This is a genomic window from Collinsella aerofaciens ATCC 25986, from assembly GCF_010509075.1.
GTDB classification, from domain to species: Bacteria; Actinomycetota; Coriobacteriia; order Coriobacteriales; family Coriobacteriaceae; genus Collinsella; species Collinsella aerofaciens.
In genome coordinates this window covers 1,033,281-1,046,048 of the sequence record NZ_CP048433.1, presented here as the reverse complement: position 1 = coordinate 1,046,048, position 12,768 = coordinate 1,033,281, and the positions used below count along the sequence as shown (strand labels likewise).

Annotated in this window: 10 protein-coding genes; 4 read left to right on the top strand and 6 right to left on the bottom strand. The window is 63.6% G+C overall.

Going from position 1 to position 12,768, the window contains the following annotated elements:
* The first annotated feature begins 1 nt into the window (after window position 1).
* From GXM19_RS04820 to GXM19_RS04810, 3 genes are all read left to right on the top strand, one after another.
* Entirely contained in the window at window positions 2-1,483 is a 1,482-nt protein-coding gene (locus GXM19_RS04820; RefSeq protein ID WP_006235332.1) for a glutamate synthase subunit beta, read from the top strand.
* A 415-nt stretch (window positions 1,484-1,898) separates the two neighbouring features.
* Window positions 1,899-2,606, top strand: a complete 708-nt coding sequence (locus GXM19_RS04815; protein ID WP_006235333.1) for a hypothetical protein — start codon at window positions 1,899-1,901, stop codon at window positions 2,604-2,606.
* Window positions 2,607-2,816: 210 nt separating this feature from the next.
* On the top strand, window positions 2,817-4,220 hold the full coding sequence (locus GXM19_RS04810; protein WP_006235335.1) for an amidohydrolase family protein: 1,404 nt from the start codon (window positions 2,817-2,819) through the stop codon (window positions 4,218-4,220).
* Window positions 4,221-4,353: 133 nt separating this feature from the next.
* On the opposite strand, the gene GXM19_RS04805 is transcribed toward GXM19_RS04810, so the two are convergent.
* The 6 genes from GXM19_RS04805 to GXM19_RS04780 all read right to left on the bottom strand — a co-directional run bounded on the left by GXM19_RS04805 (window position 4,354) and on the right by GXM19_RS04780 (window position 9,508).
* Complete coding sequence (locus tag GXM19_RS04805) at window positions 4,354-4,827, bottom strand: hypothetical protein (RefSeq protein WP_006235336.1); 474 nt, start codon at window positions 4,825-4,827, stop codon at window positions 4,354-4,356.
* Between the two features lie 116 nt (window positions 4,828-4,943).
* On the bottom strand, window positions 4,944-5,849 hold the full coding sequence (locus tag GXM19_RS04800) for an IS3 family transposase (protein WP_082222915.1): 906 nt from the start codon (window positions 5,847-5,849) through the stop codon (window positions 4,944-4,946).
* Window positions 5,792-6,301: a helix-turn-helix domain-containing protein gene (locus GXM19_RS11090; RefSeq protein WP_006234481.1), complete on the bottom strand. Its 510-nt coding sequence runs from the start codon at window positions 6,299-6,301 to the stop codon at window positions 5,792-5,794. Before GXM19_RS11090 ends, GXM19_RS04800 begins: the two co-directional genes overlap by 58 nt.
* An 87-nt stretch (window positions 6,302-6,388) precedes the next feature.
* Window positions 6,389-6,661 carry a metal-sensing transcriptional repressor gene (locus tag GXM19_RS04790; RefSeq protein WP_006235337.1) on the bottom strand — a complete coding sequence of 91 codons (273 nt, stop codon included), beginning with the start codon at window positions 6,659-6,661 and terminating at the stop codon, window positions 6,389-6,391.
* A gap of 135 nt (window positions 6,662-6,796) precedes the next feature.
* Complete coding sequence (locus tag GXM19_RS04785) at window positions 6,797-7,018, bottom strand: heavy-metal-associated domain-containing protein (protein WP_006235338.1); 222 nt, start codon at window positions 7,016-7,018, stop codon at window positions 6,797-6,799.
* Window positions 7,019-7,165: 147 nt separating this feature from the next.
* Window positions 7,166-9,508, bottom strand: a complete 2,343-nt coding sequence (locus GXM19_RS04780) for a heavy metal translocating P-type ATPase (protein WP_006235339.1) — start codon at window positions 9,506-9,508, stop codon at window positions 7,166-7,168.
* Window positions 9,509-10,068: 560 nt separating this feature from the next.
* Here GXM19_RS04780 and GXM19_RS04775 point away from each other — a divergent pair.
* The gene (locus tag GXM19_RS04775) at window positions 10,069-12,318 is read left to right on the top strand and encodes a DEAD/DEAH box helicase (RefSeq protein WP_006235340.1); all 2,250 of its coding nucleotides are present in this window, start codon (window positions 10,069-10,071) and stop codon (window positions 12,316-12,318) included.
* Window positions 12,319-12,768: the final 450 nt, after the last annotated feature.

The following is a 12,768-nucleotide window of genomic DNA, read 5'->3' as shown; positions in this document are numbered from 1 at the left end:
CATGGGTAAGCCCGGTGCTTTTCTTGATATCGATCGCGTGGCCCACGAGCTTCGCCCCGTGGAGGAGCGCAGCCGCGATTTCGATCCGCTGTACGTGGAGCTCGATGACGATGCGCGCCGCGCCCAGGCGAGCCGCTGCATGATGTGCGGCGTGGCGTTTTGCCAGATGGGTGCGAGCTTTGGCAAGGCACGCCCGAGCGGCTGCCCCCTGCACAACCTGATTCCCGAGTGGAACGAGCTGGTGTACCGCGGCCGCTGGGACGAGGCTGCCGAGCGCCTGTCGCTCACCTCGCCCATGCCCGAGTTTACGAGTCGCGTGTGCCCGGCGCTTTGCGAGGCCGCGTGCAACCTGGGTTCGGTCGACGGTCAGCCCACGACGATTCACGACAACGAGCGTGCGATCAGCGACCACGAATGGGCAAATGGCGGTCCGCGTCGTTTTGAGCCGGCGGGGGAGGGCGCACCCACGGTTGCCGTGGTGGGCTCCGGTCCTGCTGGTCTGGTGGCGGCATGGGAGCTTGCGCGTCGTGGCGCCCGCGTGACGGTGTTTGAGCGTGACGACCGCCCGGGTGGTCTGCTCATGTACGGCATTCCCAACATGAAGCTCGAGAAGTCCGTGGTCGAGCGTCGCGTGGCGCTCATGCGTGAGTTGGGTATTGTCTTTGAGCTGGGTGCTGACGTTACGAACCCTGCGGTGGCGGCCAAGCTCAATGGCTTTGACGCCGTTGTGGTGGCTGCCGGTGCTCGTGCGCCCCGCGGTCTTTCGGCTACGAATGTGGATGCCCCGGGCGTGGTGTATGCCGTGGACTACCTGACGGCTTCGACCGTCTCGGTACTCGATGGCGGTGAGCCCGCGGTGAACGCGCGCGGCCTGGACGTTGTGGTCATTGGCGGCGGCGATACCGGCAACGACTGCGTGGGTACCGCGGTGCGCCAGGGTGCGCGCAGCGTGCGCCAGTTTGAGTTCTTGCCGGCTGCGCCCGATAAGCGTGCGGTGAGCAACCCTTGGCCGCAGTGGCCCAACGTTAAGAAGACCGACTACGGCCAGCAGGAGGCTATCGCTGCGATGGGTGGCGAGATGCGTGCCTGGGGTGTGGATACGCTCGAAGTGTTGCTGGACAAGAAGGGCGCGGCCGCGGGTCTGCGCGTAGTCGATCTAGATTGGTCGGCCGGCAAGCCCGAGCGCATCGCGGGCTCCGAGCGCGAGGTGCCGGCACAGCTGGTGCTCATCGCCTGCGGCTTTACGGGTCCGGAGCATAGCGTGTTCGATGCGGTGAGCGTGCCTGTTGCTACCGTTGGGCGTCCGCTGCCGGTGATGGCTGCCGAGGGCTCGCACCTCGCGGCTCGCACGGAGGGTGTCGCCGCGGATGCCGCGCCGGTGTATGTGGCCGGTGATGCCCGCAACGGCAGCTCGCTCGTGGTGAGTGCCATGGCGGATGCCCTGGCCTGTGCAGCCGAAGTCGCCGAGGCGCTGGAGCTGTAAGGCGGCTGTCTACAACTGAATCGTCAAGGGCTGTCCCCAACGGCCGGCACATGAGGAACGTCCCCAAGTGCCGGCAGCTGGGGACGTTCCTTTTTTGCCGGCAGTCTGGGACACTCCTTGCGAGTTCGCGGGCGATTTTGTCATTTATTGACGTGCAAGTGTTCATTTGTCGACGTTTGCGGCTGCGCTACTCTGCTCTTTCTGTGGCGGTAGCGGGCGCTTGCCTCAAATGAGTGAACTGACTGTCTATGTCTACCTGCGGTTTCTTTGCGGTGCGCTCATTCGGTCAAGTGTCCCGTCAAGTGTTTGGTTAGCATCTGGTTTGCAGTCGAAGGCCTATTTTGCCCGCGCTGACAGTGGTTGCTCGCCCTCCTCGTAAGCTCAAATTGAGGTCCATCAGTTTGAGGAGGATGCCATGACTGACCAAGTTTTTGACCGAGCACAGCTGGCTGAAGCTGTCGGCAACGATATTGCCGACATGGCTCACTTTTGGATGCTGCGGAAGTTTCAATTCCTGGAGCCGGCGCGCGAGCAGTTCGAGATTATCGTCGATCCGTGGCTCAGCTATTGCGAGGAACCTTCTCAAAACGAAATCATGGCCTACAACATGGCGTTTACCGATTGGCTGTTGTTTGAGCGCCCCTATCGCCATGGCAAGACGCTGCTCGAGCTGTATGTTGAAGAGCCGCCGACATCGCTTTCGCCTGCCGCGCTCAAGCGGCTCGAGCAGGTACGCGACACGCAGTATTTCTCGCGCTTTGGCATTTTGGACAAGGATCCTGCGACTGGTATGGTCGCGCTGAAGGACACGCGCGCCGACCGTCGCTTTGATGTCTACGACCCGCATATCGTGCAAAAGGAGCATTGGAGCGACGGAGCGATTGCGGTGCGCCTCGCCTGCGTCGACGATGTCTGGCTGACGGCGGGACAACTCTATCTGTATGACATCGCACGCCTGAGTGACACGGCGGTCGATGGGCCTGGTGCGGTGCATCCGGAGGACCTGCAGGATGGCTTTGACACCTCGTGCATCAGCTTCTTCTTGCGTCTGGTCCGCGACATCATGGGCGCCCAGGGGCGGTACGTAAAGTCCCTCAACATCTACGAGCAGGAGTGGGAGTAGGGGATGTGACTGGTGTCGCCCTGCTGCCCCTGACTTTGTCTCGATCTGTAACGTTTGGCGGCTGTTTGGGCCCGTAACTGTTACAGATCGAGACATTTCCCTGGTGTCGCTGGGGTGGGACTGCAACGTATTCCGTCCCCCACATCCCCTCTTCCCTCCGTTAACCGATATGCTCGACTTTAGGTCGCTGCATTAGGTGATAATGGACAAATGTTCAAGTTAATCGTGAGGGAGGAGCTCGATATGGCGTCTGCCGATCGTTCCACGTTGTTTATCAATGCGACCGTCCTGGATGGTTCGGAACATATGGAGCCGCAACCCGATATGGCCGTGACTGTTGAGCGCGGCGTCATCACCTGGATGGGGCCGAGTGCTGTGGCGCAGGCGCCCGCGGGTGCCGAGGTTATCGACCTGGGTGGTGCGTATCTCATGCCCGGTCTCATCAATATGCACGTGCACCTGTGCGGTTCGGGCAAGCCGGTTTCGGCGGGCGATGCGGGTGCGTTGATGAAGAAGCTCGATAACCCCGTGGGGCGTGCCATCGTGCGCCATATTCTTAAGGGCAGCGCCCAACAACAACTGGCAAGCGGCGTGACCACGGTGCGCGGCGCGGGCGACCCACTGTTTGCCGATCTGGCCGTGCGCGATGCTATCGATGCCGGCAAGTATCAAGGTCCTCGCCTGGTGGCGCCGGGAACGGGCGTCACGGTTCCGGGCGGCCATGGTGCGGGCTTGTTCGCCCAGGTGGCAAACAGTCCCGCCGAGGCAGCCGAACAGGTGCGCGACCTGTATGTGCGCGGTGCCGACGTCATTAAGCTGTTCGTAACGGGCGGCGTGTTCGACGCGACCGAGGTGGGCGAGCCGGGCGTGCTGCGTATGCCGGTGGAGGTTGCCGCGGCGGCGTGCAAGGCTGCGCACGAGGTGGGCCTGCCGGTTATGGCCCATGTCGAGAGTACCGAGGGCGTGATGGCCGCGCTTGAGGCCGGCGTTGACACGATCGAGCACGGTGCCCCGATGACGCCCGAGATTCTGGAGCTGTACCGTGGCGCCGCGGGCACGCAACTCGAGGGGCGTGCGCCCAGTGTTACCTGCACGATCGGCCCGGCGCTGCCGTTTGTATTGCTCGACCCGAAAAAGACCCATTCGACCGATACGCAAAAGAAGAACGGCGATATCGTGTGCTCGGGCATTATCGAGAGCGCCCGTGCCGCACTGGAAGCTGGCGTTAAGGTGGGCCTGGGCACGGACTCGAGCTGCCCGTTCGTGACGCAGTACGACATGTGGCGTGAGGTGGCCTATTTTGCCAAGTATGTCGGCGTGAGCAACGCCTTCGCACTGCATACGGCTACGCAAGTCAACGCCGAGCTGCTGGCGCTGGACGGCGAGACTGGCACGATCGAGTGCGGCAAGGCCGCCGATATCTTGGTGACGCGCAAGAACCCGCTCGATGACCTGTGCGCACTGCGTGAGCCGACGCACGTGATGTGCCGTGGCGATCTGGTGCGCAAGCTCAAGGTGAAGCGCATTCCCGAGGTGGACGCCGAGCTCGACGCGATTATGGCCATGCCTGCCGCAGCGCTTGCCGAGGAGCTGGCCCGCGACGGTGTGGCGTAGACGAGACAAAGGGACAGCTCCGTTGCCGCATACAAAAAGCCGAGGTCTCAACACGAGGCCTCGGCTTTTTTATCGAACAAATACTTAAGAATTGGGACAAACAAACCTGATTTATTTGTCCCGCGTGCGGGCGCTAGGAGCGCGTTTCCATCTTGGCGTGGCACTTGGGGCAGGTGACGCGGATCTTGCCCTTGCCCTTGGGGACGGACAGCATCTGGCCGCAGTTGGGGCACTTGAGGTACGCCGTGGTCTTGCGGCCCTTCCACATCTTCTTGGCCGTGCGCTTGGCGCGCTCAAAGTCTTCCTTGCTGGTACCAGCGGCATGCGAAGCGTTTGCGGCCGCAGTCCCGCCGCCCAAGCTGGCGACGAATTTGCCCAGGCAGGGGACGTTGGCAGTCGCGGCAACGAAGGAATCATTTTCCTTGCGGCGGGCATCGATGTTTTTGGACAGGCCACGCAGCACGCCGAGTACGATTACGGCGATGGCGATCCAGCTGAGCCACTGGATGCGGGCTATCGATCCGATCATCGCGATGACGATGCCGGCAAAACCCATCACGATGGTGAGTTCATCGGCACCATTGCGACCCTTCATAAAGTCATTCATGCAAATTGCCTTTCGTTCGATATGCTGCACGCCTTTATACCCGATTTAGAGCAAGGGGGACAGGTTAATCTTGAACTGCGTCCCGAATCTTGGCCTTCTTTTATTAGAAGCGAACACTAGGACGCTTTCAATAGCCGTTTCCGAAACTCCACCGGGGTGAGGCCGCCGAGCGCCACCTGGCGACGCCTCGTGTTCCAATGCACGACGTAGGCGTCGAGGTCCCTCTTGAAGGACTCGAAGTCGGCCCACTCGACGCCCCTGAAGAACTCGTCCTTGAGATGCCCGAACACCTGCTCCGTCGCCCCGTTGTCTAGGCAGTTGCCCTTTCTCGACATGCTCTGCCTGGCGCCGTGCCTCCTGAGCTCGCCGGTCCACCTAGGGTGCTGGTACTGCCAGCCCATGTCGCTGTGGACGATCGGCGAGGCCCCGGCCGGCATTCTCGCGAACAGGCGCCTGAGCACCTCCTCCTGCTGGGCCATGTCCGGGCTCGTCGACACCGACCAGGAGACGATCTCCTTCGTGCAGAAGTCGTAGACCGGGGCGAAGTACGCCTTGCCCCAGGGCTGCCTGAATTCCGTGACGTCGGTCCCGAGCTTCTCCCACGGGGCGCCCGCGCGAAAGTCACGCGCTATCAGGTTGTCGAATCTCTCGCCGACCGGGCCGCGGTAGGAGTTGTAGCGATGGTAGTCGGTCTCCCGGCGGATGCCGCAGCGGATGCCGAGCTCCCGCATCATCTTGAGGACCGTCTTGTCCGCTATCCTCGCGCCCAGCTCGGCCCTCAGGCACATCGCTATCTGGCGGTGGCCGCACCCGTTCGCCGTCCTCGAGAAGATCTCGCGCACGGCCTCCCGGAGCTCTGGCCGGGTCGCTCTCGGCGGGTGCGCTACGGCATAGTGGTAGCTCGACGGCGCGAGCCGCGCGGCCGCGAGCAGGTCGCATAGGCGGTGGTGCCCTGAAAGGGAGGCTACGACCTGGGCTTTCTCCCAGTTTGAGAGCTCTTCTCCGCTTTCAGGGCTATCGATTTTTTTAGATACGCCACCTGGGCCTCGAGTTTGCGCACGCGCTCCTCGAGCTCCCGCTCGCGCGTCCGCCCCCCGGGGCCCTCCGGCCTGCCGCGGCGTCCCGGCTCGAGCGCCTCCGGCCCGCCCTCGCGGTACAGCCTGCACCAGCGGTCGAGCGATGTGGCGGCGGCGATGCCGAAGCGGGCCATCGCCTCCGACCGCGGCATCCCCTCGTCCACGACGGCCCTCGCGACGGCGAGCTTGGTCTCCATGTCGTAGGTCCTGCGGCTCTCGCCCATCCCGATCAGCCCCTTCCTCCCGGTTGCCCGGTACGCGTAGAGCCATTTTCTCACCGCCGGGGCGGGAACGTCGAGCTTCTTGGCCGCGAGTTCGAAGCCGAGGCCGGCCTCGAACAGGTCGGCGGCGCGTGCCCTCATCTCGCGACCGTATCTTGCCTTCTTCCTGCGGGGCATTTCCGATGCCTCCCTTTTCTCGAACCTTAATTTCAAAGTCCAAGAAATGGGATGCAGTTCAAAAGAAGTCTGTCCCCAATGCCCCTATTACTTGGAGAGCTTGTCGACGACGCGTTCGATTTCGGCGAGCTTGGCGGCTTTGAGGTCTTCGTCGCCCGATTCGATTGCCGAAGTTACGCAGCCCTCGATATGCGCCTTGAGCACGTCGGCGTTGATGCGCGCAATGAGCGCCTGCGTTGCCATGAGCTGCGTGGAAATATCGACGCAGTAACGGTCCTCCTCGACCATCCGTAGGATGCCGTCGATCTGGCCGCGTGCCGTCTTGAGCATGCGGGTCACCGATTTATGGTCTGCCATCATGGCGGGTCCTCGTTTCTGGTCGATCTTCCGGATGTCCCCGTCAGTTGCGGTGAAATACGGACCGTTTAAAGGCCTAGGGCGGCACAACAGTCCGTATTTCACCGCAACTTCTGAGGATGGAGTAGGTGGCGCCTGCTACGCGGCGGTTACGGACAGGGCATGGAATTTCTCGCCGGCGCCCTCGACGGCGGCGGCGAGCTGCTCGGCGGTCACGGTGTCGGCGCACTCCACCTGGACGGTCTGGGTCTCGTGATCGGCGTCGGCGTCGGTCACGCCGGCCACGTTGAGCAGTGCCGTCTCGACAGTAGCGTCGCAGTGGCCGCACATGAGGCCCGAAGTCTTGATTGTGTAACGCATGGGTATTCCTCTCTGTTGTGTCGGCTTTCCCAGGCACCCGACCTTGACCTTCAGGCCGTCGCGCGCGTACCGAAGTACGCGTCGCTCCTCTTTCAGGTCAATCTCGGGCACCTGGAAAACCCGTTCTAAATGGACGTAATGGTGAGCCTATTTTGCCACTTTAGGCTTAAAGGATTTCAGGCGCAGCGCATTGCTTACGACGCACACGCTCGACAGGCTCATGGCCGCGGCGCCAAACATCGGCGAGAGCTGCCATCCGGTGAGCGGGAAGAACACGCCCGCCGCCAGCGGAATGCCGATGCCGTTGTAGAACAGTGCCCAGAACAGGTCCTGCTTGATGTTGCGGATCGTGGCGCGCGAAAGCTCGATGGCGCGGGCGACGTCCATGAGGTCGCTGCGCATGAGTACCACGTCGGCGCCCTCCTTGGCGATGTCGGCGCCGGTGCCGATAGCGAGGCCCACGTCGGAGCGCGCCAGGGCGGGGGAGTCGTTGATGCCGTCGCCCACCATGGCGACCTTGCCGCCCGCATCCTGCAGTTCGCGCACGTGGCGCTCCTTGTCGGCGGGAAGAACGTCGGCGATAACCTGCTCGCTGGTGAGTCCCACGCGGCGGGCGATGGCCTCTGCTGTCACGCGGTTGTCACCGGTGAGCATGCGCACGTCGACGCCGAGCTTGCGGAGCGCGGCGATGGCCTCGGCACTCGTTTCTTTGACCTCGTCAGCCACGGCGATGGTGCCAACGAGCTCGCTGTTCTTGGCAAAGAACAGCGGCGTTTTGCCCTCGGTGGCAAATTGCTCGGCAAGGTCCGTAGGCACGGCAGCACCCAACTCGTTCATCAGACGAACGTTGCCGGCTGCGATGGTATTCTGCCCCTCGCGTGCCGTAACGCCTCGTCCGGGCACGGCGGCAAAGTCCTCGACCATGCGTGCGACGATTCCGCGCGTTTCGCACTCGGCCATAATCGCCTCGGCCAGTGGGTGCTCACTCTGGCGCTCTAGTGCGGCGGCAAGCTTGAGCAGCGCCTTTTCACTCATGGCGGGCGAGCCGTCGGCGCGCGCTGCAACCACGATATCGGTCACGGCCGGCTTGCCGCGGGTGACGGTGCCCGTCTTATCGAGCACCACGGTGCCCACGTTGCGCAGATTCTCCAGCGCCTCGGCGCTCTTAAACAGGATGCCCATCTCGGCGCCCTTGCCGGTGCCCACCATAATGGCGACGGGCGTGGCCAGGCCCAGCGCGCACGGGCAGCTGATCACCAGCACGGCCACGGCGGAGGTGAGCGCCTCGTTCACGCTGCCGGTCAGTGCCATCCACGCCACAAAGGTCACGGCCGAGATTGCAAACACCACGGGCACAAACACGCCGGCGACCTTATCGGCCATGCGGGCAATGGGCGCCTTGGTGGCGTTGGCGTCCTCGACAAGCTGGATGATCTTGGCAAGCGACGTGTCGGCGCCCACGCGTGTGGCACGGAAGGTAAACGATCCGGTGCGGTTGACCGTGGCGGCGTTGACGGTGTCACCGGCGGCCTTTTCCACGGGGATGGACTCGCCGGTGAGCGCGCTCTCGTCCACGGCCGACGCGCCCTCGAGTACCACGCCGTCGACAGGGATAGACTCGCCGGGGCGCACACGCAGGACCTGGCCGGGAAGGATGCTGTCGACGTCGACGGTGGTCTCGGTGCCGTCGTCGGCAACGACGGTCGCGGTCTTGGGTGCTAGGTCGATGAGTGCCTCGATAGCGCCGCCGGTTTTGGACTTGCTGCGCGTCTCGAGATATTTGCCCACGGTGACGAGCGACAGGATGGTGCCGGCGCTCTCAAAATACAGGTTGTCCATGCCTGTCATCATAGCCTCGTGAACCTGCCCGGCGGCCAGCTGGTCGGCCATGATAAACATGGCGTAGAGCGACCAGGCAATGGAAGCGGTGGCACCGACGGCGATGAGGGCGTCCATGGTGGGCGCGCCGTGCACGAGTGATTTGAAGCCGTTGATAAAGTACGCGTCGTTGATGTAGACGATGGGGATGAGCAGGACAAGCTCGGTGAGGGCGAGCGTCATGCTGTGGATATGGTCCGTGAAGATGCCGGGCAGCGGCCAGCCGAGCATGTGTCCCATGCCTATGTAGAACAGCGGGATAAGAAAGATGATTGAGATGATGAGTCGGGTGCGCATAGCGGAGGCAGTGGCCTCTAGCTTTTTGGTGGGCGACTCCATATGGGTGGCTCCGGATCTGGCTTGCGCGTTGCCGCTTGAGTTGGCGGCATCGGTACCCGTGCTGACGGGCGAGGCCGAATAGCCCGCGCGGTCGACGGCAGTGCAGATATCGTCGGGGGAGACCTGCGCGGGGTCATAGTCGACCATCATGGAACCGGCGAGCAGGTTGACCGCGACGCTTTGGACGCCGTCGAGCTTGCTCACGGCGCGGTCCACGTGCGCCTGGCAAGCGGCGCATGTCATGCCGCCCACGTCGAACTTATCTTGAGCCATGGCTTCTCCTTTCTGTGGCGTAGTGTTGGAATTGTTAACCTGCCGATACTATACACCCATACCCCCTGGGGGTGTCCAGTACAGAAAGAAATGTATGACATTTCGATACAGATGAGGGTGGCTGCTCAATCGTTGGCAGCCCCTGTCAAACATCTCAACCTGTAACATCTAACAGGGAAAATGACCTCTAACTGTTACAAATCGAGATTTTGTTTTGCGTGGCTGAGTTCTGTCTTGATCTGTAACGGTTCGGCCGGTTTTTGCTGAGCAGCTGTTGCAGATTGAGACAATCGGCCCAGACCCGCCCCGTCCGCCCCGTCATCTGTGGTTTACGTGGGGGCATGCGAAGCGCGGGTATACTAACCGGCGGCGAATCTGCTCCATCGCTTAGAGCTGCTGCGTCTGGACGGCGCGTGATAGGGTTGCCAAAGCGATCGCCAGCGTGCTGAGCAACGTCCTCTCTGTGCGCACCCGTTTTTGTATGTATTAGCGCACTACCAAGCACGCTCGCGCGGCCGCATGCCGTGCCCATAACGCGTGCAGATAAGGAACAACAACATATGCGTAATTCTGTATCCGACGTCACGGACGCCGAGATTCTGGACGAGGCCCGCGAGGCCATGACCCAGGCTGCCTTCGATGCTGCCGACGAGGCCAGCGCCGCCGAGACCGTCGAGTCCGCGACCGAGAACCTGCCTGCCTTTGACGAGCTGGGACTTTCGGACGAGATGCTTCGTGCTATCGAGAACCTGGGCTACACGGCGCCGACGCCTGTTCAGGCCGGCTCGATCCCCGTGGTGCTCGAGGGCCGCGACCTGCTTGCCGCCGCTCAGACCGGCACCGGCAAGACGGCCGCCTTCTTGCTGCCGACCATGAATAACCTGGAGCACATCGCTCCGCCCAAGCCCGTGCGCGAGCGCGGCGGCCGCAACCGCCGTCGCGGTGCCAAGAAGCCCGAGGGCAACGGCCGCGGCCCCGTGATGCTCGTCATCACCCCCACGCGCGAGCTTGCCCAGCAGATCGATGAGGTCGCCGGCAAGATTGCCGACGTCACCGGCCATGTCGCCGTGACCGTCGTGGGCGGCGTGAGCTACAAGCCGCAGACCGCTGCCCTCAAGTACGGCTGCGACATCCTGGTCGCCACGCCGGGCCGTCTGGTCGATCTGATCGAGCAGGGCGCCTGCCACCTGGACGAGGTCAAGGTGCTGGTGCTCGACGAGGCCGACCGCATGCTCGACATGGGCTTTTTGCCCGCCGTCCGCCGCATTGTGCGCGAGACGCCGGCCGAGCGCCAGACGCTGCTGTTCTCGGCCACGCTCGACGAGGAGGCCGTGGGCGAGATCACCGACCTGGTGAGCGACCCGGCCCGCGTGGAGATCGCGCCCGCCACGTCGACCGCCGACACCGTCGACCAGTTTGTGTTCCCGGTGTCCATCGAGGCCAAGAACAACCTGCTGCCCGAGTTTCTCAAAAAGGAGGGCCCGGAGCGCACTATCGTCTTTATGCGTACCAAGCACCGCGCCGACAGCTGCTGCCGTCGTCTGGAGCGCAAGGGCATCAAGGCCGCCGCGATCCACGGCAACCGTAGCCAGGCCCAGCGCGAGCGCGCGCTTTCTGCCTTCCGCGACGGCACCGTCGACGTGCTGGTGGCGACCGACGTGCTCGCCCGCGGCATCGACATCAGCGACGTGCGCTACGTCGTGAACTTTGACGTGCCGGCCGAGCCGACCGACTACATCCACCGTATTGGCCGTACGGGACGTGCCGGCGAGCTGGGCTGGGCCATTACGTTTGTGACCGAGCAGGACGTCGATGAGTTCTACGAGATCGAGAAGCTCATGGACAAGACGGCCGACATCTATGACGCCGGCGACCTGCATGTGGGTCCCAACCCGCCCGCGGTTGACCCCGAGCGCGACCCTGCGGCCTTCAAGGTGAAGAAGAAGACCAAGCGCGGCAAGTCCAAGAGCAAGAAGAAGCTTGAGCAGGCACGTCGCGACGGCAAGCGCAACGGCGATGACTACGGCGATGTGGCCGGTCGTTCCAACCGCGGTTGCGGCGAGCGTCGCGGCGACGGCGAGCGCCCGAGCCGTCCCAAGCGCGGCGGCAAGACCCGCGTGCGCGAGGGCGTTCAAGCTCGCGTGGACGAGGCCGTGGAGAGCGTGGCTCGCGAGGTGGCTGCCGAGGAGCGCGGCGGTGCTGACGCCGTCAAGCAGGCCCCGCGTGGCAACCGTGCCGAGCGCCGCGCCAAGCAGTTCCAGGGCGAGGCGCATCGTCGTCGCCGCGAGGACGAGGACCGCGGCGGTCGTCGCCGTGTTGAGCGCGAGGACGACCGCCGCGGTTCGCGCGGTGGCAAGCGCGGTTCGGGCGACCGCCGTCGTTCCGGTCGTGATGACGAGCGCGGTGGCCGTGATGAGCGTCGCGGCGGCGAGAGCCGCGGTGAGCGAGGTGCCCGTGGCGGTGAGTCCCGTGGCGGCAAACGCTTTGAAGAGCGCGGTAGCCGCGGCGGCGAGCGTCGCGAGGGTGCTCGCAGCAATGGCGGCCGCGGCGGCGCTGGTCGTTCTAACGAGTCGCGCGATCGTCGTGACCCGCGTGCCAGCCGCGATCGTCGCGATGACTGGCGCAACTACGACGATACCCGCGAGGAGCGTCGTGGCGGCTATCGCGGCGGCCGCGGCGGCAACCAGGCCGGCTCCCGCGGCGGTCGTGCCGGCGGTCGCGATAACCGTGGCAGCTATGGCAACAATCGTGGCGGCAAGCGCGGCGGCAGCTCCCGTCGCCCCGGTGACGGCGGCGGCAAGCGCAAGTAACATACGCGTCGCACGCTAGAGCGAGGCGAACTAAGGGCCCCGAGCAACTACGCTCGGGGCCCTTTTGTTTGCCGCATCCGACCGTTGGTCCGGTGTGATTTGCTCAGGAATGCACCTGGAGGATGCTGAAGGCCCGTTTTCAGCCATGCGGCAATGGGTCCCATGGGGTGCGCCGTGCATTTTTTGGAGTATTCTGCAGATCGAGTTGCCTGCATACGATTCGACGTCGCCAGCGGTGGCCTTCGGATATCCCTAGCGAGCGTTTTGAGTCAGACTTTTCCGTTTTCCGGTGCAAAGGTGCGTCATTCTCGTTATAGCGGAACCCAAAATGATGCAGCGCCCTACAGTTTTGCCCGCTCGCGGCGGTGTTGGCACGAGCGCGTTGCAGAATACTCCGTTTTTTGCACGGTCCGGGATGGGGTACCTCAGGAGAACACAGCGGTATCATGT